At 67.3% G+C, this 21,739-nt stretch carries 15 protein-coding genes; 14 read left to right on the top strand and 1 reads right to left on the bottom strand.

The genetic code is table 11. The features are described 5' to 3' along the window. The first annotated feature begins 41 nt into the window (after positions 1-41). Positions 42-1,490: an NAD(P)-dependent oxidoreductase gene (locus ACH0AE_RS15385; RefSeq protein ID WP_406875871.1), complete on the top strand. Its 1,449-nt coding sequence runs from the start codon at positions 42-44 to the stop codon at positions 1,488-1,490. Further along, complete coding sequence (gltB, locus tag ACH0AE_RS15380; protein ID WP_406875870.1) at positions 1,490-6,004, top strand: glutamate synthase large subunit; 4,515 nt, start codon at positions 1,490-1,492, stop codon at positions 6,002-6,004. Before ACH0AE_RS15385 ends, gltB begins: the two co-directional genes overlap by 1 nt. A gap of 64 nt (positions 6,005-6,068) precedes the next feature. On the opposite strand, the gene ACH0AE_RS15375 is transcribed toward gltB, so the two are convergent. Continuing rightward, a complete protein-coding gene (locus tag ACH0AE_RS15375) occupies positions 6,069-8,198 on the bottom strand; it encodes a transglycosylase domain-containing protein (protein WP_406875869.1) in 2,130 nt (709 codons plus the stop codon). A 59-nt stretch (positions 8,199-8,257) separates the two neighbouring features. On the opposite strand from ACH0AE_RS15375, the gene ACH0AE_RS15370 reads away from it, so the two are divergent. The 12 genes from ACH0AE_RS15370 to nrdR all read left to right on the top strand — a co-directional run bounded on the left by ACH0AE_RS15370 (position 8,258) and on the right by nrdR (position 21,692). After that, positions 8,258-8,860, top strand: a complete 603-nt coding sequence (locus ACH0AE_RS15370) for an NADPH-dependent FMN reductase (protein WP_406875868.1) — start codon at positions 8,258-8,260, stop codon at positions 8,858-8,860. 148 nt (positions 8,861-9,008) lie between these two features. Then, complete coding sequence (locus tag ACH0AE_RS15365; RefSeq protein ID WP_406875867.1) at positions 9,009-10,121, top strand: hypothetical protein; 1,113 nt, start codon at positions 9,009-9,011, stop codon at positions 10,119-10,121. After that, entirely contained in the window at positions 10,118-11,527 is a 1,410-nt protein-coding gene (locus ACH0AE_RS15360) for a phosphotransferase family protein (protein WP_406875866.1), read from the top strand. Before ACH0AE_RS15365 ends, ACH0AE_RS15360 begins: the two co-directional genes overlap by 4 nt. Continuing rightward, the gene (locus tag ACH0AE_RS15355; RefSeq protein ID WP_406875865.1) at positions 11,524-13,800 is read left to right on the top strand and encodes a CoA transferase; all 2,277 of its coding nucleotides are present in this window, start codon (positions 11,524-11,526) and stop codon (positions 13,798-13,800) included. Before ACH0AE_RS15360 ends, ACH0AE_RS15355 begins: the two co-directional genes overlap by 4 nt. 15 nt (positions 13,801-13,815) lie before the next feature. Beyond that, positions 13,816-14,619, top strand: coding sequence for a crotonase/enoyl-CoA hydratase family protein (locus tag ACH0AE_RS15350; protein ID WP_406875864.1), 804 nt, complete (start codon positions 13,816-13,818; stop codon positions 14,617-14,619). Position 14,620: 1 nt separating this feature from the next. Beyond that, positions 14,621-16,129, top strand: a complete 1,509-nt coding sequence (locus ACH0AE_RS15345) for an acetyl-CoA acetyltransferase (protein WP_406875863.1) — start codon at positions 14,621-14,623, stop codon at positions 16,127-16,129. Positions 16,130-16,256: 127 nt separating this feature from the next. After that, positions 16,257-18,299, top strand: a complete 2,043-nt coding sequence (locus tag ACH0AE_RS15340; RefSeq protein ID WP_406875862.1) for a malate synthase G — start codon at positions 16,257-16,259, stop codon at positions 18,297-18,299. Beyond that, positions 18,296-19,144, top strand: coding sequence for an HpcH/HpaI aldolase/citrate lyase family protein (locus ACH0AE_RS15335; protein ID WP_406875861.1), 849 nt, complete (start codon positions 18,296-18,298; stop codon positions 19,142-19,144). Before ACH0AE_RS15340 ends, ACH0AE_RS15335 begins: the two co-directional genes overlap by 4 nt. Before the next feature lie 77 nt (positions 19,145-19,221). Next, complete coding sequence (rpiB, locus tag ACH0AE_RS15330) at positions 19,222-19,677, top strand: ribose 5-phosphate isomerase B (protein ID WP_406875860.1); 456 nt, start codon at positions 19,222-19,224, stop codon at positions 19,675-19,677. Then, positions 19,674-20,981: a serine hydroxymethyltransferase gene (gene glyA / locus ACH0AE_RS15325; RefSeq protein ID WP_406875859.1), complete on the top strand. Its 1,308-nt coding sequence runs from the start codon at positions 19,674-19,676 to the stop codon at positions 20,979-20,981. The genes rpiB and glyA overlap by 4 nt, the downstream gene beginning before the upstream one ends. A gap of 7 nt (positions 20,982-20,988) precedes the next feature. After that, entirely contained in the window at positions 20,989-21,165 is a 177-nt protein-coding gene (locus tag ACH0AE_RS15320) for a hypothetical protein (protein WP_406875858.1), read from the top strand. Positions 21,166-21,230: 65 nt separating this feature from the next. Then, positions 21,231-21,692, top strand: a complete 462-nt coding sequence (gene nrdR, locus ACH0AE_RS15315; protein ID WP_406875857.1) for a transcriptional regulator NrdR — start codon at positions 21,231-21,233, stop codon at positions 21,690-21,692. The last annotated feature ends 47 nt before the right edge of the window (positions 21,693-21,739 follow it).

The following is a 21,739-nucleotide window of genomic DNA, read 5'->3' as shown; positions in this document are numbered from 1 at the left end:
TGGTCGGTAGCATATGTGAGACCTCCGTTTCCGGAGGGCTTATGGCTGCTGATACCATGCTTCGATTCGTGACGACCCCGCAGTCCTATCCGGACAAGCGACCGGCCGAATTGCGCGCGGAAGACTTTCGCGAGATCGCCAACCGCTATGCGGTGCCGAGCGCGGAAGAGCAGGCCGGGCGCTGCTCACAATGCGGCGTGCCTTATTGCACGGTGCATTGCCCGCTCCACAATCACATTCCCGACTGGCTGCGGCTGACCGCCGAGGGCCGGCTTCGCGAGGCCTATGAGCTGAGCAACGCGACGTCGACCATGCCGGAGATCTGCGGGCGCATCTGCCCGCAGGATCGCCTGTGCGAAGGCAATTGCGTGATTGAATTCTCCGGCCATGGTGCGGTGACGATCGGATCGGTCGAGAAATTCATTACCGACAAGGCTTGGGAAGAAGGCTGGGTGGAGCCGCTGGTGCCGGGGCCGGCGCGCGGCCAATCCATCGGCGTGATCGGGGCCGGCCCCGCCGGCCTGACGGCCGCGGAATATCTGCGCGGCTATGGCTATGAGGTGCACGTCTATGATCGGCACGATCGGGCGGGCGGGCTCCTGACCTACGGCATCCCCGGTTTCAAGCTGGAGAAGCCCGTCGTGGTGCGCCGGGTCGATCGGCTGAAGGAGGCGGGGATCGTCTTCCACGAAGGCTTTGCGGTTGGCGAGGACGCTAGCTTTGCCGAGTTGCGCCAACGGCATGACGCGTTGCTGATCGCGACCGGCGTCTACAAGGCGCGCGAGATCGACGCGCCAGGCAAAGACGTGCCGGGCGTCATCGCCGCCCTGGACTATCTCACCGCTTCCAACCGCAAGAGCTTTGGCGATGCGGTGCCAGCGTTCGACAACGGCGGGCTTGACGCCAAAGACAAGAATGTCGTCGTTATCGGCGGCGGCGACACGGCGATGGACTGTGTGCGCACCGCGATCCGCCAGGGCGCCAAAAGCGTGCGCTGCCTCTATCGCCGAGACCGCGCGAATATGCCGGGATCGCAGCGAGAGGTGACCAATGCTGAGGAGGAAGGCGCGGAGTTCGTCTGGCTTTCGGCGCCGCATTCCTTCGTCGGCGACGCGCATGTGTCGGCGGTGCGCGCCAACCGCATGCGGCTGGGCGCGCCTGACGCGAGCGGTCGACGCGCGCCCGAGGCGGATCCGGGCGGCCCGTTCGAGATGCCTGCGGACATGGTGATTAAGGCGCTCGGCTTCGATGCGGAGGAACTGCCGCACCTGTGGGACACGCCGGAGCTTGGCGTTACGCGCTGGGGCACGGTGCTGGTCGACAACAAGACGCTGATGACGAGCCTCGACGGCGTGTTCGCCGCGGGTGACATCGTGCGCGGGGCGAGCCTGGTCGTATGGGCGATCCGCGATGGCCGCGATGTCGCGGCGACGATGCACAAATATCTCAAGAGCAAGGTCGCGGCGCAGCCCGCGAAGGAGGCGGCGTGATGGATCAGCGCGAATATCTCGCCACCCATGGCATGTACCGCCCGGAATTCGAGAGCGATGCGTGTGGTGTCGGCCTGGTCGCAGCAACCGATGGCAAGCCGTCGCGCCGCGTGGTGCAATCGGCGATCGATGCGCTGAAGGCGGTGTGGCACCGCGGCGCGGTCGACGCTGACGGCAAGACCGGCGACGGCGCGGGGCTGCACGTCGACCTGCCGGTGCGGTTCTTCGACGATGCAATCGCGATGAGCGGGCACAAGGTGCGGCCGAACCGGCTGGCGGTGGGCATGGTGTTCCTGCCACGCACCGATCTTGCCGCGCAGGAGACGTGCCGCACCATCGTGGAAAGTGCGATCATCGAGGCGGGCTATACCATCTACGGCTGGCGGCAGGTGCCCGTCGACGTCAGCGTCATCGGGCTGAAGGCGCAGGCGACACGGCCGGAGATCGAGCAGATCATGATCGCCGGGCCGATGCCCGACGAAGTCGACGCCGCGGAATTCGAGAAGAACCTCTATCTCGTCCGCCGGCGGATCGAGAAGCGCGTGATCGCGGCGCAGATCCAAGGCTTCTACATCTGTTCGCTCAGCTGCCGCTCGATCATCTACAAGGGGCTGTTCCTGGCCGAGAGCCTGTCGGTCTTCTATCCGGACCTGACCGACAAGCGCTTCGAGAGCCGGGTCGCGATCTTCCACCAGCGATATTCGACCAATACCTTCCCCCAATGGTGGCTCGCGCAGCCGTTCCGGTGCCTCGCGCACAATGGCGAGATCAACACGATCCGCGGCAACAAGAACTGGATGCTGAGCCACGAGATCCGCATGGCGTCGATCGCGTTCGGCGAGCATTCGGAGGACATCAAGCCAGTGATCCCGGCCGGCGCGTCTGACACGGCGGCGCTGGACGCGACGTTCGAGGCGATCTGCCGCTCGGGGCGCGACGCGCCGACCGCGAAGCTGATGCTGGTGCCCGAAGCGTGGCAGGGCGAGATGAGCGGCGACATGCCGCCGGCGCATGCCGCCATGTACCAGTATCTCGCCTCCGTCATGGAGCCGTGGGACGGGCCGGCGGCGCTGGCGATGACCGATGGGCGCTGGGCCGTGGCGGGGATGGACCGCAACGCGCTTCGCCCGCTGCGCTACACCCAGACCGCCGACGGCCTGCTGATCGTGGGATCGGAAAGCGGCATGGTGGTGGTGCCGGAATCGACCATCACCACCAAAGGGCGCCTTGGACCCGGGCAGATGATCGCGGTCGATCTCGCTGAGGGCAAGGTGTACGACGATCGCGCGATCAAGGACCGGATCGCGGCCGAGGCGGACTATGCCGGCATGATCGGCAATTTCGCGACGATCGACGACTTGCCACCTGCGCCCGCCGCCGGCGTGCCGCGCTATGACCGCGCGGAGCTGGCAAAGCGCCAGGTGGCGGCCGGCCAGACGCTGGAGGACATGGAGCTGATCCTCGCGCCGATGGTGGAGACCGCCAAGGAAGCGATCGGATCGATGGGCGACGATACGCCGCTCGCCGTCATTTCCGACAAGCCGCGGCTGATCAGCCAGTTCTTCCGGCAGAATTTCAGCCAAGTGACGAACCCGCCGATCGACCCGCTGCGCGAGCGCTACGTGATGAGCCTCAAGACGCGGTTCGGGAACCTTGCCAACATCCTCGACACCGAGGATCGGCGCGAGCGCGTGCTGGTCCTGGATTCGCCGGTGCTAACCTCTACCGACTGGGCGCGGCTGAAGACCTATTTCGGGAGCGCGGCGGCAGAAATCGACTGCACGTTCGAGGCGAGCGGCGGTGCGGACAAGCTGCGCGCCGCAATCCAGCGCATCCGCAACGAGGCCGAGCAGGCGGTGCGGCAGGGTAAGAGCGAGATCTTCCTGACCGACGAACATGTCGGACCGGAGCGGATCGCGATCCCCGGCGTGCTGGCCGCAGCGGCCGTGCACACGCACCTCGTGCGGCGTGGGCTGCGCTCCTACGCATCGGTGAACGTGCGGACGGCGGAGTGCCTCGACACGCATTATTATGCGGTGCTGATCGGCGTCGGCGCGACCACGGTGAACGCTTACCTCGCCGAAGCCGCGATCGCCGATCGCCAAGCGCGTGGGCTGTTCGGTGATCTTTCGCTGGACGAATGCCTGAAGCGCCATCGCAAGGCGATCGAGGAAGGGCTGCTGAAGATCATGTCGAAGATGGGGATCGCGGTGATCTCCAGCTATCGCGGCGGCTATAACTTCGAGGCGGTGGGCCTGTCCCGCGCGCTGGTGAACGACTTCTTCCCGGGCATGCCGGCGAAGATCTCGGGCGAAGGCTATGCCTCGCTGCACATCAACGCCAAGGACCGGCACGACGCGGCGTTCGAGGAGGCGGTGGTGAACCTGCCGATCGGCGGCTTCTATCGCCAGCGGCATACGGGCGAGGCGCACGCCTACTCAGCGCAGCTGATGCATCTGTTGCAGACGTCCGTCTCTACCGACAGCTATTCGACGTACCTGCAATTCTCACGCGGCGTCGGCGATCTGCCACCGATCTATCTGCGCGATCTGCTACAGTTCAATTTCCCCGCGGAAGGCGTGCCGATCGACCAGGTCGAGCCGATCACCGAGATCCGCAAGCGCTTCGTGACGCCTGGCATGAGCCTTGGCGCGCTATCCCCCGAAGCGCACGAAACGCTGGCGATCGCGATGAACCGCATTGGCGCCAAGGCCGTGTCGGGCGAGGGCGGCGAGGACAAGAGCAGGTATCAGCCGTACGAAAATGGCGACAACGCCAATTCGGTGATTAAGCAGATCGCGTCGGGGCGCTTCGGCGTGACGGCCGAATATCTGAACGCCTGCGAGGAGATCGAGATCAAGGTCGCACAGGGCGCCAAGCCCGGCGAGGGCGGGCAGTTGCCCGGCTTCAAGGTGACCGAGTTCATCGCCAAGCTGCGCCACGCGACACCGGGCGTGACGCTGATCTCGCCGCCGCCGCATCACGACATTTATTCGATCGAGGATCTGGCGCAGCTGATCTACGATCTGAAGCAGATCAATCCGCGGGCGCGGGTGTGCGTGAAGCTCGTGTCGTCGGCAGGCATCGGGACGGTCGCGGCAGGCGTTGCCAAGGCGCATGCCGACGTGATTCTGGTTTCCGGCCATGTCGGTGGCACCGGCGCGTCCCCGCAGACGAGCATCAAATATGCCGGCACGCCGTGGGAAATGGGCCTCTCCGAGGTCAACCAGGTGCTGACGCTGAACGGCCTGCGCGGGCGGATCAAGCTGCGCACCGACGGCGGCCTGCGCGTCGGGCGCGACATCGTGATCGCCGCGATTCTGGGCGCGGAGGAGTTCGGCATCGGTACGCTGAGCCTCGTCGCGATGGGCTGCATCATGGTGCGCCAATGCCATTCGAACACCTGTCCGGTCGGCGTGTGCACGCAGGACCCGCGGCTGCGCGAGAAGTTCGTCGGCACGCCCGAGAAGGTCATCAACCTGATGACGTTCATTGCCGAGGAAGTGCGCGACATCCTGGCGCGGCTGGGCGTGCGCAGTCTGGACGAAGTGATCGGCCGCACCGAATTGCTGCGGCAGGTGAGCCGCGGTGCGGAGCATCTCGACGACCTCGATCTCAACCCGATCCTGGCGAAGGTCGATGCGACGGATGCGGAGCGGCGCTTTTCGCTCAACACCTTCCGCAACGAGGTGCCCGACAGCCTGGACGCGCAGATTATCAAGGATGCCGCCGCCGTCTTCTCGCGCCGGGAGAAGATGCAGCTGACCTATTCGGTGCGCAACACGCACCGCGCGGTCGGCACCCGCCTGTCGAGCGAGATCACGCGCACCTTCGGGATGAGCGCGCTGAACGATGGCCACGTCACGATCCGCCTGCGCGGGTCGGCCGGGCAGAGCCTGGGCGCCTTCCTGTGCAAGGGCATCACGCTGGAAGTGTTCGGCGACGCCAACGATTACGTCGGCAAGGGCCTGTCGGGCGGCGTGATCGTGGTGCGGCCGGCGGTGTCCTCACCGCTCCGCAGCCAGGATAATACGATCGTCGGCAACACGGTGCTGTACGGTGCAACATCGGGTGCGCTGTTCGCGGCCGGACAGGCTGGTGAACGGTTCGCGGTACGCAACTCGGGCGCTACCGTCGTGGTCGAGGGCTGCGGCGCCAACGGCTGCGAATATATGACCGGAGGCACGGCCGTGGTGCTGGGCTCAGTCGGCCACAATTTCGGCGCCGGCATGACGGGCGGCATGGCTTTCGTCTACGATCATGACGACAGCTTTGCGCGGCGCGCCAACCCGGAAAGCATCGTGTGGCAGCGCTTGGCCTCGGCCCATTGGGCCGGCGTGCTGCGCGGCCTGATCGAGCGGCACGCCGGGGCGACGGATTCGAAGTGGGCGCGCGGCATCCTGGAGGACTGGGACCGCACGGCGGGCCGCTTCTGGCAAGTGGTGCCGCGGGAGATGCTGGAGCGGCTGACTCACCCGTTGGACGACACGCCGGCGATGGAAGCCGCGGAGTGACGCAGCGCTCGGCGCTAGTAGAACGGGCGGGGGCATGCCGATGCCCCCGCCCACTTTTCACGCGCTAGAAGTTCGGGCCTTCTTCCTCGAAGGCCGGCTCCAGTTCCTCGCGGCGGCGCGGGGCGGGCGGCGGTGGCGGCGGCTGACGGGCGATGCTGACCGAGCCGTCGGGGCCGATCTCCAGATCCATGCCGAGCCCTTCAAGCCGGCCCGCGATGGGCGCGACTTCATTCTCGACCATACCCATCATGCCCGCCTCGGGATCGACATCCTCCACCTCCGGCACCTTGACCACGGGCGCGAGGTCGAGCGCACTGACCATGAAGTTGCGCCAGATCTGCGCCGGGATGCCGCCGCCGTGCAGGCCAGGGTTGGGCGTATTGTCGTCATTGCCGACCCACACGCCGACCACGAGATCGCCGGCAAAGCCGATGAACCATGCATCGCGACCAGACTGCGACGTGCCGGTCTTGCCATAAGCCGGGACCGAGAGCGCCGCCGCGCGCCCGGTGCCCCGGATCGACGAGGCGAGCAGTGTCAGCATGTCATCATGGATGCGGCTGGGCATCTGCTTCTGCCCGCCGGTGAGCGACTGGTACCAGCTCTTGTCCTTCGCATCCGGGAGCCCATGCGCCTGCACCGGATAGCGACCTTCGGCGACGCCGGCGAAGGCAGAGGTAAGCTCCAGCAACGAGACTTCGGAAGTGCCAAGACCGATCGTCGCCTCGTTGGCGATCGGCGTGGTGATGCCGAGATCACGCGCGGCGCGGATGACGTTGCGCACGCCCACTTCCTGCGTCAGCCGCGCCGCAACGACATTCGAAGATCGCTGGAAGGCGCGTCGAAGCGTGATCTCGCCGAGATAGCGATTGTCGTCGTTCTTCGGCTTCCATCCGGCGATCTCGACCCGCGAATCGTCGACGGTCGTGTCGGGCGACATGTCGGCACGCAGCGCGGCGAGATAAACGAAGAGCTTGAAGGTGGAACCGGGCTGACGACGCGCCTGCGTCGCACGATTGAACGGGCTCTTCTTGTAATCACGCCCGCCGACCATCGCCACCACCGAGCCATCGCGCTTCATCGCGACGAGTGCCGCCTGCGCCTGGCGGAGGCCGGCCTGCCGGATCACGCGCTCTGCATTGCGCTGCAGATCGCGATCCAGCGTGGTGCGCACGGTGGCCTCGGTCTTGATCTCGCCCGCCTGGTCGCGCGCCTCGGGAAGCACCCAATCGGCAAAGTAGGTGCCGCTCGGCAAGGTTTGCGCGCGGCGGGCGAGCACGCGCTGCGGCTGCACCGCATCGGCCTCACGCTTCGTGAGGAAGCCGGCATCCTCCATCGCTGCGACGACCACGGCCTGGCGTTCGCGCGCACCCTTGAGGTTGCTGGTCGGTGCGAGCCGCGACGGCGCCTTCACAAGACCGGCTAGCATCGCGGCCTGGCCGATGTTCATCTTCTCCGGCTCACGCCCGAAATAATGTTTCGACGCCGCGCGCAGGCCGTAGACGTTGTCGCCGAAATAGACGTTCGACAGGTACCGCGAGAGAATTTCGTCCTTCGACAGCCACGCCTCCAGCCAGAAGGCGATCAGCACTTCGCGGATCTTGCGCGCGGCGGTGCGATCGGAATCGAGGAAGGCGTTCTTCGCCAGCTGCTGCGTGATCGTGCTGCCACCCTGACGGACGCCGCCCGACCCCAGATTGGCGAATGCGGCGCGCGCGATGCCACGCGGATCTATCCCCCAGTGGGAATAGAAACGGCGGTCCTCGATTGCGAGGAACGCCTCGCGCACATGCGCCGGCAGCTTCGTCGCATCGACCGGTTCGCCGATGATCGCACCGCGGCGCGCGATCGGCGTGCCATCGGCGGCAGTGAGCGTGATCGAAGGGGGCGTCGGCGGCTTAAGCGACTGCGACAAGGGCGCGGTGACGGCGAGCCAGCCGATCGCCAGCACGAACAGGATCACGAGGGCGCCCATCGCCCGTGAAACCCAGCGCCACGGTATGCGGCGGCGGCGCGGCGGAACATCCGCAAATCCAAGCTCGGTTGCGGGCTGATCGGCTTCCTGCCAAGGCTCGAAATCCGGCAGCGGCGAACGCGGCTCGCCGGGAGCATGATTATATCTCAGACGCCCCCGATCAAAGGGACTTGGGTCAAAGGGATCGGGGCGCATATCGTCGTTCCGGCGTTCTGCCATCTGTATTACGTCACTATGACAGTTGCCGCAAGAATGCGCATCGTGCGAGGAATAGGGAAATGAGCGGCCAAGCGGAAGCACTTGAAATGAATGAGCGACCCTTGGTCGTAGGCATCGGCGGGACGATCGGTGGCCCCTCCTCTACCGAACGCGCCTTGCGCATCGCGCTGGATGCCGCATGCGAGCAGGGCTTTCGCACCCGCATGTTCGGGGGCGCGGACATGGCGAAGCTGCCGCTGTATGATCCGCGCGCGGCACAGCGTACGCCCGAGGAACGCGAATTCGTCGATACGGTTCGCGGCGCCTCCGCGCTGATCATCGCCTCGCCCGGCTATCACGGCAGCATTTCGGGCGTGGTGAAGAACGCACTCGACCTGCTGGAGGAGACCGCGCGGGATACCGAACGGGCATATCTGGCGGACATCCCGGTGGGGCTGATCGCGACCGCTTATGGCTGGCAGGCGACCGGATCGACGATCGCGGCGCTGCGCTCGATCGTCCATGCTTTGCGCGGCTGGCCGACGCCGTTCGCCGCCGCGATCAACAGCGCGATCACCAAGTTCGACGACGAGGGTGGCGCAAACGATCCTGCGGTTATCGAGCAATTGCGCATGGTTGGGCGGCAGGTGGCCCGCTTCGCGCCGCTGGTGGGTTCGGCCTGAGGAGATGAGAAGCGCCCTCCCTTCGTCGCTGGCGCTGGGCGCGCCGGCGTAACTAATGTTATTGCAGCGTTGACAGCGCCGCCGCCGCTGGTCCAACCCGCCTTCCGAGCCGCCATGAGAGCGGCAGGTTCCAGTCGGGAGAGCGTGCATGGTGCTGACCAAGGGCGATGAATATCCGATCCACCAGACGGCCGAGCCGGTCGCCTATGCGGGAACGGACCGGAATTTCTACGATCGCTTTTTCTTCAACGGCTATGCCCCGGGCGCGGACGAGGACGGCTTTTTCGCCGCCGCGATGGGCGTCTATCCGCATATCAACATCATCGACGCGAGCTTCTGCTGGCTGAAGGACGGCAAGCAGGTGAACCTGCACGCCAGCCGCGGCCTCAACATGGAGCGGATGGACACGCAGGTTGGCGGGATAGCGGTCGAGGTGCTCGAGCCGCTGAAGTCGGTGAAGCTCACGGTGGATTCGCCCGAGCACAAGATCCGCGCCGAACTGACCTTCACTGGTCGCGCCTTCCCGCTGGAGGAGCCGCGATTCACGCGCAGAAATGGTCCCCGCGTGCTGATGGATGTGACGCGGATGACCCAGAATGGCAGCTATCGGGGCTGGATCGACGTCGATGGCGTGCGAACGGAGGTGAATGGTTGGCTCGGGACGCGTGATCGCTCCTGGGGCGTGCGCCCGATCGGTGCGCCCGATGCGCAGCCGGCCAGCCCGCCGATCGCGCCGCAGTTCTTCTGGCTGTGGAGCCCGACCGCGATGGAGGACGGCGACTTCTATTTCCACACCAACGACGACGAGCACGGCCGCTTCTGGAACCGCCGCGCGGCGTGGAAGCCGCTGGGTGGCGGGATCGAGGACGAGACGCATTTCGAATCCGACTACAAGATCCAGTGGAAGCAGGGTTCGCGCCACGCCCAGGCCGCCAGCGTCACGCTGAAGGACGAACAGGGCCAGGAGACGAAGGTCGACTTCGACCTTGGCCAGCAGTTCATGATGCTCGGCCTTGGCTACACCCATCCCAAATGGAGCCACGGCCGGCACCAGGGCGACGGGCTGACGGTGGAGCGCGAGGATTTCGTGCCCGCCGAGATGGACCCGATGCAGCCGCACCATCTGCACATCCAGGCGCTGGCCACCGTCACGATGACCGGGCCGGACGGCAAGGTGAGGCGCGGCAAGGGGGTGCTTGAGCAACTTGTGATGGGGCCGCACGCGCCGTCGGGCTTCAAGGGCGTGCTCGACCCGGCATGACGACGCTGACCCCAACCGAGATCGAAGCCTATCTCACCCGCGTCTGGGAACAGCCGGTGCGGGTCGCGGATCTTGCCAGGATCCCCGGCGGCGCGAGCCGTGAGACCTATCGCTTCGATGCCCATGCCGGGACGGAAGTCCACCAGCTGATCCTGCGGCGCGAGCCGGCCAAGGGCCTGATCGATACGGAGAGCGCGACGGAGTTTCGCGCCTACCAAAGCGCGGCCGGTGTCGTTCCCGTGCCGCGCGCGGTGGCGCTGGAGCCTGATGGCGCCGAGCTTGGCCGGCCGTTCTTCATCATGGAGCGGATCGAGGGCGGCGAAGTCGCGAGCAGCTTCGCCCGCGATCCATTCGGCGCCCATGGCGCGGCGCTCGGCGAGGCGTTCTTCGGCGCGCTCGGCCGGCTGGCGGCGCATGATCCGACCGGCACACCGCTCGCCGATCATGTGCCGATGCCCGAACCCGACCAGTGCTGGCGCATCGCGCTGGATTATTGGGAAGGCGTTATCGAGGAGGATTCGCTGCAGCCGCAGCCGATCGCGCGTGCCGCGATCCGCTGGCTGCGCGCCAATCCGCCGCCGCCGGCGCAGCGTGTCGCGATCGTCCATGGCGATTATCGCTCCGGCAATGTCATGCATGACGGCGCGGGCGGAATGCGCGCGATGTTCGACTGGGAGATGGCGCATCTCGGCGATCCGCTGGAGGATCTTGGCTGGGCACTGGACCCGATCTGGGACCATTTCATCCCCGGTGCGGCGAGCGGCATGCTGCCCCGCCCCGATGCGATCGCGATCTGGGAGCGGGCGAGCGGGCTGAGCGTCGATCCTGCCGCGATGCGCTGGTGGTCGCTGTTCGCCTCGGTGAAGGGAATGGCGATCTGGATTTCCGCCTTCCGCGAGTTCGTCGACGGTGGAAGGCAGGATCCGGTGCTGGCGGTTTCGGGCTGGTACACGGCGCGGCGGCAGGACGCGATCATCGCCGCGCAGCTGGGCGGGCGGCATTATGACCCGGTGCCTGTAATGCCTTCGAGCGACCTGGCGCAGGTGCTGATCGGCGCCGGGATCGCGGCGGCGGGCGCAGGCGAGAAGGTGGGCGCCGTCGATGCGTTCGCCGGATCGACCCTGACCGTGGCGGCGCTGCTCGCGCTGCTCGGCGCGCAGGAAGCGGAGAAGGCGGCGGCGTGGCGACGCGCGGACATCGCCGACATGCGAGCCCTGCTGGGCGAGGATGCCCCGGTGACCCATGATGGCGAGACGCTCGACGCGCTCGACGGCATCTGGGCCGCGCTGGCGACGGCTCTGATCGCACAGCATGACGCGGTGGCCGAAGCGGGCGGGGACGAGACGCCGTTCTTCGACTTCTACCGCCAAAGCGCGGCGCGGCGGGAGCTGGCCTGGCCGTTATGACGGACCTGCCGCTTTCGGGAATCCGCGTGATCGATGCCGCCCCGGGCGTGCTGGGCGCGATCGGGCGGTTGCTGGGCGAGCTTGGCGCGGAGGTGATCCGGATCGAGCCGAGCGGCGGCGGGGCGGATCGAAAGGCTGGCGCCAAGGTCGGCGGCACCAGCCTGTCGTTCGTCGCCGCGAACCTGGGCAAGAAGGCCACCACGATCGACCTGCCGGCAGACGCAGCGCGGCTCATCGACCTCGCGCGCGAGGCGGACATCATGATCGAGGCCGGGTTCGCCGGGCTTGATCACGCTGCCATCCGCGCCGCCGCGCCCGAACTAATCCTGGTAACGATCAGCGACTTCGGACCCGTGGGCCCGTGGCGGGACTGGCAGGCGAGCGAGGCGGTGCTGCAGGCACTGACGGGCGGATTGTCCCGTTCGGGCCTGCCGGGGCGGCCGCCGCTGCTGCCGCCGGGGCAGCTCACCTACGAGACTGCTGCGCCGCACATTGCGGTGGCGACCCTCGCTGCTTTCTTTCGCCGGTTGCGGACGGGCGAGGGCGACCATGTGGTCGTGTCGCTGCTGGAAGCGGGGATGCAGGCTCTCGACCCCGGCTTCGGCCTGAACGGCAGTGCGCAATCGGGCGTGCCGAGCTGGAAGATGGATCGCGGGCGGACCGACGAACGCTTCCGCTACCCCATCCTTCCGTGCGCCGACGGACTGGTGCGGCTGTGCGTGCTGGCGCCGCGGCAGTGGCGCGCGATGTATGCCTGGATGGGCGAGCCGGCGGAATTTGCCGGACCGGAGTGGGAGAAGCTGGCGACGCGCTTCCGATCGACCACGCTGCTGCCGGCGATCACCCGCTTCTTCGCGGACAAGACGCGCGCCGAGATCGAGGAAGAAGGCGCTGCACGGGGCATTCCGGTAGCGGGCCTGCTCGATCTCGACGAGGCGGTGGTGACGGCGCATATGACCGCGCGCGAGGCATTCGTGCCGGTGGAGATGGCGCCGGGCTGCACCCTCCCCTTCCCCAACGGGACGATCGAGATCGACGGCGCGCGGGCCGGCGTCTGCGGACCGGCACCGGCGGCAGGCGGCACCGCGACGTTCGAGACGCCGCGCGCTATATTCCGGGCGCCGCCGCGGGCGAATTACCCGCTGGAGGGCATCAGGGTGCTCGACATGGGCGTGATCGTCGTCGGCGGCGAGACGGGTCGCGTGCTCGCGGACTTGGGCGCGGACGTGATCAAGGTAGAGAATGCCGCCTTCCCGGACGGACAGCGCCAGTCGCGCGACAATGCGCCCGTCAGCCTGACCTGGGCCGCGGGGCATCGCAACAAGCGTGGCCTGTCAATCGACCTGCGGTCCGACCGCGGCAAGGCGCTGTTCCTCGACCTGGTGCGCCAGGCGGACGTGCTGCTGTCGAACTTCAAGCCCGGGACGCTTGCCGCCCTGGGCTTCGACGCGGCGACGCTGGCAGCGGCAAACCCGCGGCTGCTGGCAATCGACAGTTCGGCGTTCGGACCGACGGGGCCATGGTCCGGGCGGCTTGGCTACGGCCCGCTGGTGCGCGCTTCTGCCGGGCTGACCAAGCAATGGGTGTATCCCGGCGAGCCGGACAGCTTTTCCGACACGGTGACGGTGTACCCCGATCATGTCGCAGGACGGATCGGCACGGTCGGCGCGCTGGCGCTGCTGATCCGGCGGCTGCGCACCGGCACCGGCGGGACGGCGAGCGTGAGTCAGGCCGAGGTGATGCTGGGCCACAAGGCGGCCGAGATCGCGACGCTGGCGGCGCGGCAGGCCGGCATCAAGATCGACGGCGGCATACCCGCGGAGGACTGGTTGCTGCCGTGCGTCGGCGAGGACGAATGGTGCGCCGTTACGCTGCGCGATGCGGCAGACCGGGCGGCACTGGCGAGCGTGGTGGGCGAGGCGGCACGTAGCGCGGCGGAGGAATGGGCGCGGACCAAAGCGCCTGAAGAGGTGATGGAAACCTTACAGGCGGCAGGCGTGCCGGCGGGGATGATGATCCGCGTGATCGAGATGCCCGACGCGCCCGGCTATCGCGCGCTTCAAACGTTCCGCACCGCGCATCATCCGCTGCTGGACGCGCCGTTCCAGGCGGAAGGGCCGATCGCGCATTTCGAGCGAGTGCCGGAGCCCGACCAGCGGCCGGCGCCGCGCATCGGCGAGGACAGCGTGGCGGTTCTCAAGCACTGGCTCGGCCTCGGCGATGACGCGATCGCGCCGCTGCTTGCCGACAAGATCATCGAACAAGCTGCCTAGAAAGGGACTGTAGAAATGGCTGAACTCGGCAACGAGGCCGTCACCGTAGAGACGCGCGGCAACGTGATGCTCATCACGATCAACCGGCCGGAAGCGCGCAACGCGGTCAACCGCTTCGTCCACGAGGGCGTGGGCGATGCGCTGGAGGCGGCCGACAAGGATCCCGAGATCCGCGTCGTCATCGTGACCGGCGCGGGCGATAAGTCCTTCTGCGCGGGCGCCGACCTTGTCGCGCTGTCACGCGGTGAGAGCCTGGCGCCGGACGACAAGACCAAGGCCGCCTGGGGCTTTGCCGGGATCGTCAGCCATGCGATTTCGAAGCCGGTGATCGCCGCGGTGAACGGCATGGCGCTGGGCGGCGGGCTGGAAATCACGCTGGCCTGCGACCTTGCCGTCGCAGTGGAGGAGGCGAAGTTCGGCCTGCCGGAGCCCAAGCGCGGCCTGTTCGCGGCGGCGGGCGGCGTGTTCCGCCTGCCCGAGCAATTGCCGAAGAAGATCGCGATGGAGATGATCCTGACCGGCGATCCGATCGACGCCAATCGCGCGCTGGAGCTTGGCCTGATCAACGCCGTCGCGCCGCGCGAGCAGCTGCTCGACACAGCTTTTGCGCTCGCTGAGCGGATCGCCGTCAACGCGCCGCTGTCGGTGCAGGCGTCGAAGCGGATGGCGCAGGGCATCGTCGACGGAAAGATCGAGCGTGAGGAAGATGCCTGGGCGCAGAATCGCGCCGAGACCAGGATCGTCTTCACCAGCGAGGATTCGCGCGAAGGGCCCAAGGCGTTCGCCGAGAAGCGCGCGCCGGTGTGGAAGGCGCGCTGAGATGGCAGCGAACCCGGAGAATATCGCGGTCATCGTTGGCGTCGGGCAGGTCAATGACCGACCCACTGATCCGATGGCGGGCAAGGATGCGCTCGGCCTGATGATCGCCGCGCTGGAAGAGGCCGACAAGGACGCGGGCGGCGGCTGGCTGGCGGATGTCGATTCCGTCGCGGTCGTGCAGCAGATCAGCTTCCGCAAGGACAATCCGCTGGCGCAGAAGGTGGCGGACGGCATCGGATCGACGGCGGCGATCGTCTATGAATCGGTCGGTCCCAATGGTGACAGCCCGATCCTGCTGCTGAACGAGGCGGCGAACCGGATCGCGCGCGGCGAGATCAAAATCGCGGCGGTGACTGGCGGCGAGGCGCTGCGCACCGCCAGCCAGCGTGCGGCGATCGCGGCGAAGACGAGCGTGGCGGACCAGAACCCGCTGCGCACCCTCAGCAAGGGCGCGAAGCCCGGTTATCGCCAGATCTATGGCCTGGCGACGCCGGTCGACGTCTATCCGCTCTACGAGAATGCCGGGCGCGCGGCCTATGGCCAGACGCTGGACGAAGGGCAGCGCGAATCCGGCGAGATCTGGTCGCGCTTCTCCGAAGTGGCGGCGAAGACGCCGGCGGCATGGATTCATGCACCGAAATCCCCTGAGGAGATCGTCGAGCCGACTGCGGACAATCGCCCGATCGCTTTCCCCTACACCAAGCTGATGGTGGCCAATTCGAGCGTCAATCAGGGCGCGGGCTTCATCGTCACCAGCTTGGCCGAAGCGCGGCGGCGCGGGGTGCCGGAGGAGCGGATCATCTATGTCGGGCGCGGTGCCAGCGCGCACGAGGCGGACGATTTCCTCGCGCGTGACCGCTATGACAAGTCGCCGAGCATGGAAGTGTGCCTTCGCCGCACGCTGGAATTCAACGAGGTGACGCCGGACGATCTCGACCTGGTCGAGCTTTATTCCTGCTTCCCTTGCGTGCCGAAAATGGCGCGGCGGGTGATCGGCTGGCCGGTGGAGAAGCCGGCGACGGTGTTCGGCGGGCTGACCTTTGGTGGCGGGCCGATCGGCAATTACATGGCGCATGCCGTGGCCGAGATGGTCGATGCCCTGCGCGCGGGCGAGGGTGAGAAGGGGCTGCTGTTCGCCAACGGCGGCTTCGCCACGCACAACCATGCGATCGTGCTCGGCACCCAGCCGCTGCCGGGCGCTGGCGAGGCGCATGAGTTCGACCTGCGGGCGGAGGCGGATGCCGCGCGCGGGGCGGTGCCGGAGCTGGTGAAGGATTACACCGGGCCGGGCGAGATCGAGACCTATACCGTCTTTTACAACCGCGATGGTTCGGCGAAGGCCGGCGTAGTGGTGGCCAAGCTGCCCGACGGAAAGCGCACGCTGGCGCAGGTGCCGGCAAACGACGCCGCGACGATCGCCTTCCTCAGCGATGGCAAAGCCGAGCCGGTGGGAACGCCAGGCGAGGTAATCGCGGAGGGCGAGTTGATGGTGTGGAAACGCGCCTCCTGAGGGGACGACCGATCCTCCCCGGGTGGACCCCGGGGAGGAATTGGGCGTTGCACTTCCGCCGCGGCATCGATTAATCGCGGCGGTGCCCTCCCCAGGCGCTGTTGGTAACGTCAGGAGGAATCCCGCAATGCAAACCCGCGCCGGCCTATCGGTCGATGATCGCCTCGCCACCTTTGTCGAGGATGAGGCGCTTGCCGGCACCGGCATTTCCGCAGACGCTTTCTGGCAGGGGGCGGCGGCGATTTTCGCGCGCTTCACGCCGGAGAACCGAGCGCTGCTCGCTCGTCGCGAGGAACTGCAGGCGGCAATCGACCAACGTTACATGGCGGGCGAGCCGGTCGACGAGGCGTTCCTGAACGAGATCGGCTATCTCGTGCCCGAGCCGGCGCCGTTCACCATCGGCACCGAGAATGTCGATGCCGAGATCGCGACCATGGCCGGGCCGCAGCTGGTGGTGCCAAGCCTCAACGCCCGCTTCGTGCTGAACGCCGCCAACGCGCGCTGGGGCAGCCTGTATGACGCGCTCTATGGCACCGATGCGCTGCCGGGGAAGGCGAAGCCGGGCGGCTATGATGCGGAACGCGGCGCTGAGGTGATCGCGCGGGCGCGGGCGTTCCTGGACGAGACGCTGCCGGGCTGGGAGGCGGCGCTGACCGGGGGCGACTGCCCGCATCGCTTCGCCAAGTTCGATAAGGGCGTGATGTTCGTCCACAACGGGCTGCACATCGAGATCGTGGTCGATCGCGGGTCTCCGATCGGGAAGACCGACCCGCTCGGCATTGCCGACGTGATCCTCGAATCCGCGCTGACGACGATCGTCGACCTCGAGGATTCGGTCGCTGCGGTGGATGCGGAGGACAAGGTTGCTGCCTATCGCAACTGGCTGGGCCTGATGCGCGGCGATCTGGTCGAGACGTTCGAGAAGAATGGCGCGACGCTGACCCGCAAGCTCGCCAGCGACCGCACCTATCAAGCGCCCAGCGGATCGAGCTTCACGCTGCCAGGCCGATCCTTGCTGTTCGTGCGCAACGTCGGCCATCTCATGACGACGCCGGCGCTGCACCTCGCCGACGGCAGCGAGGCACCGGAGGGGATTCTCGACGCGATCGTCACGTCGCTGATCGGGCTGCATGACCTGAAGCGGCTCGGCGCGCTGCAGAACAGCCGCGCCGGATCGATCTATATCGTGAAGCCCAAGATGCACGGGCCGGAGGAGGCGGCGTTCACCAACCGCCTGTTCGACGCGGTGGAGGATCTGCTGGGCCTCACGCGGCACACGATCAAGGTGGGCGTCATGGACGAGGAGCGCCGCACCTCGGCCAACCTCGCCGCGTGCATCCATGCGGTGCGCGACCGGATTGCCTTCATCAACACCGGCTTCCTCGATCGCACCGGCGACGAGATCCACACCGCGATGCGCGGCGGCCCGGTGATCCGCAAGGCGGAGATGAAGGGCGCCGAGTGGATCAAGGCCTATGAGGATCGCAACGTGCGCATCGGCCTTGCCTGCGGCCTCAGTGGCAAGGCGCAGATCGGCAAGGGCATGTGGGCCGCGCCCGACATGATGGCCGACATGCTGGAGCAGAAGATCGCGCACCCCAGAAGCGGCGCGAACACTGCCTGGGTGCCGTCGCCCACCGCCGCGACGCTCCACGCGCTTCACTATCATCAGGTGGACGTGTTCGCGCGGCAGAAGGAGATTGCGGGGGAGGCACCGCCGCCGCTCGTAAAGCTGCTGACGGTGCCGTTCGCGGCGGCCGGGCGGAACTGGACGCCCGACGAGATCCGCGAGGAACTCGACAACAATTGCCAGGGCATCCTTGGCTATGTCGTGCGCTGGATCGACCAGGGCGTCGGCTGTTCCAAGGTGCCGGACATCCATGACGTGGGGCTGATGGAGGATCGCGCGACGTTGCGCATTTCCTCGCAGCATCTCGCCAACTGGCTGCTTCACGGCGTGTGCACCGAGGCGGAGGTGGACGCGGCGCTCGACCGTATGGCGAAGAAGGTCGATGCGCAGAATGCGAACGACCCGCTGTATCGGCCGCTCACGCGCGAGGGCTTTGCGTTCAAGGCTGCGCGGGCGCTGATCTTCGAAGGCGTTACTCAGCCGTCGGGCTATACCGAGCCGCTGCTCCACCGGTTCAGACAGGAAGCCAAAGCCGCATGACGATCCGCCCGCGCCGTTCCGCCCTCTACATGCCGGCATCGAATGCCCGCGCGATCGAGAAGGCGCGCGATCTGGCGTGCGACGTCGTGATCCTCGATCTGGAGGATGCCGTCGCCCCGGAGCAGAAGGCGGGGGCGCGGGACCAGGCAGTGGCAGCGGGCGGCTTCGGCCACCGCGAATGGGTGATCCGCACCAACGGGCTGGACACCGAATGGGGTGCGGATGACCTGGCGGCGATCGCCGCGGCGAAGCCCGATGCGGTGCTGCTGCCCAAGGTTTCGGATGCCGGGACCCTGCGCGCCGCCCGCAAGGCGATCGGGGACGGCCCGGCGCTATGGGCGATGATCGAGACGGCGCAGGCGATCGTCGATCTGCGTGCGATTGGCGAAGCGGCGGCAGAGACCGGCCTTGCCGCCTTCGTCGTCGGCCCCAACGATCTGGCGAAGGAATTGCGGCTGCGCCCCGGCGCGGATCGTGCGCCGCTGCTGCCGATCCTGAGCCAGATCGTCACCGTGGCGCGGGCCTATGGCATCGTGCCGCTGGACGGCGTGATGAACGGCTTTGACGACGAAGCGGCGGTGGAGGCGGAATGCCGCCAGGGCCTCGCCTTCGGATTCGACGGCAAGACGCTGATCCATCCCAAGCAGATCGCCCCCGCCAATCGCGTCTTCGCGCCCTCGGCGGAAGAAGTGGAATGGGCTCGCACGATCGTCGCCGCGTTCGACGCGCCGGAGAATGCCGGCAAGGGCGCGATCAAGGTTGAGGGCAAGATGGTGGAACTGCTCCACCGGGACGACGCCCGCCGTACCATCGCGCTGGCGGAGGCGATTGCCGGTCGCGGCTGATCGCAACGGTGGCTTTCCCGCGAGGTGCCCGCTAAAGGGCGCCGCATCCATCGCAACCGAGAGCCAAGCCGACCCCCATGCGAGTCGCCATCGCCTCCGATCATGCCGCCGTCGCGCTGAAGGCGACGCTTGCCGCCTGGCTGCGCGAGTGCGGCCATGACGTCCTCGACCTTGGGCCCGAGACAGACGCCCGCGTTGATTATCCCGATTTCGGCTACCGCCTGGCGACCGCCGTCGCTGACGGCAATGTCGAGCGCGGCGTTGCGCTGTGCGGTTCCGGGATCGGCATTTCCATCGCCGTGAACCGCAACCCCGCCGTGCGCTGCGCGCTCGTTTCCGAGCCGCTGTCCGCGGCACTGGCCCGCGAACACAATGACGCCAACGTCGTCGCGCTTGGCGCTCGCCTCACCGGCGAAGACATGGCCAAGGCCTGCATCACCGCCTTCCTCAGCACCGCCTTCGCCGGCGGCCGCCACACCCAGCGCGTCGAGAAGCTCGGCACGCCCCCCGTATCCGAAAGGGAGCCCGCATGAGCACGAACCCGGCCAATCTCAACGACGTGCAGCCTGATGGCTTCTTCACGCGCGGCCTTGCCGACGCCGATCCCGCAGTATTTGCCGGTGTGGCGCATGAGCTGGAGCGCGAGCAGACGCAGATCGAGCTGATCGCATCGGAGAACATCGTCTCCAAGGCAGTGCTGGAAGCGCAGGGCTCCGTCTTCACCAACAAATATGCCGAGGGCTATCCCGGCAAACGTTACTATCAGGGCTGCCACCCGTCCGACGAGGTGGAGCAGCTGGCGATCGACCGCGCCAAGCAGCTGTTCGGCTGCGGCTTCGCCAACGTGCAGCCGCATTCGGGCGCACAGGCGAACGGCGCGGTGATGCTGGCGCTGGTGAAGCCCGGCGAGACGATCATGGGCCTCAGCCTGGACGCTGGCGGGCACCTGACGCACGGTGCGCGCGCCGCGATGAGCGGCAAGTGGTTCAACGCGGTGCAATATGGCGTCAAGCCGGACACGCACCTGATCGATTATGACGAGGTCGAGCGGCTGGCGGTGGAAACCAAGCCGAAGCTGATCATAACCGGCGGCTCCGCTTATCCGCGCCAGATCGATTTCGCCCGCTTCCGCGCGATCGCCGACAAGGTGGGCGCGTTCTTCATGGTCGACATGGCGCATTTCGCGGGCATCGTTGCCGGCGGGCTGCACCCGACGCCGTTCGGTCACGCCCATGTCGTCACCACCACGACGCACAAGACCCTGCGCGGCCCGCGCGGCGGCATGGTGATGACCGACGACGACGCAATCGCGAAGAAGATCAACTCGGCGGTGTTCCCGGGCCTGCAGGGCGGGCCGCTGATGCACGTCATCGCGGCGAAGGCAGTCGCCTTCAATGAGGCACTGCAGCCGGAGTACAAGAGCTACATTGCCGCCGTGGTGGAGAATGCGAAGGTGCTGGCGGCCACGCTGAAGGAGCGCGGCGCGAACCTAGTTTCCGGCGGCACCGACACGCATCTGGCGCTGGTGGACCTCACCCCTCTAGGCGTCACCGGCAAGGATGCGGACGAGGCGCTGGAGCGTGCCGGCATCACCTGCAACAAGAACGGCATCCCCAACGACCCGCTGCCGCCGATGAAGACCAGCGGCATCCGCGTCGGTTCGCCGGCCGGCACGACGCGCGGCTTCGGCACCGCCGAATTCCGCGAGATCGGCAACATGGTGGCCGACGTGCTCGACGGCCTCGCCAAGAAGGGCGAGAAGGGCGACCCGGACGTCGAAGCTGCGGTGCGGGAACGAGTTCGCGCGCTATGCGCTCGTTTCCCCATCTATCAGTGAGGTGAACGTGTCCAAGATCGAGGAAGTCCAGAACACCGTCCAGAACACGCCGGGCCTCGGCAAGAAGATGGCGAAATATGGCGCGATCGGCGCCGTGATCGCGATCCCCGTGCCGTTCGTCGGCCCGGTGCTTGGCGCGCTGGTGGGCGCCGGCGTCGCCTACGCGCGGCGCGACAAGATCTGATCCCCCTGCCCGCCCGCCAGCTGCCATGTGCGGCCGGCGGGCCCGCCTGAAAGACCGAACCGACGATGCGTTGCCCCTTCTGCGGCCATGATGCGAGCCAGGTGAAGGACAGCCGCCCGACCGACGACGGCGCCGCGATCCGCCGCCGCCGCCAGTGCGAAGGGTGCGCAGCGCGCTTCACCACCTTCGAGCGGATCCAGCTGCGCGAACTGACCGTGGTGAAGTCGGAAGACCGGCGCGAGCCGTTCGAGCGCGAGAAGCTGCTGCGCTCGATCGGCATTGCGGCGCGCAAGCGACCAATCGAGGCGATGGCGATCGAACGCCTCGTCAGCGGCATCCAGCGGCAGCTTGAAACCAGCGGGGAGGCGGAAGTCACCTCCAAGCGGATCGGCGAGATGGTGATGGAGGGCCTGAAGGGCCTCGATTCGGTCGCCTATATCCGCTTCGCCAGCGTCTATCGCGATTTCAGCGAAGCGCGCGATTTCGAGGAATTCGCCGGCACCGTGGAGGAAGTCGGGCGCGGCTAGCGGCGTGGCCAGCGCGGCCCGCTTGTCTCCATGCCCGCTCCGCGGAT

The organism is Sphingomonas sp. 179-A 2A2 NHS, from assembly GCF_045371305.1.
Lineage (GTDB): Bacteria > Pseudomonadota > Alphaproteobacteria > Sphingomonadales > Sphingomonadaceae > Sphingomonas.
This window is presented reverse-complemented; position numbering and strand designations above follow the sequence as displayed.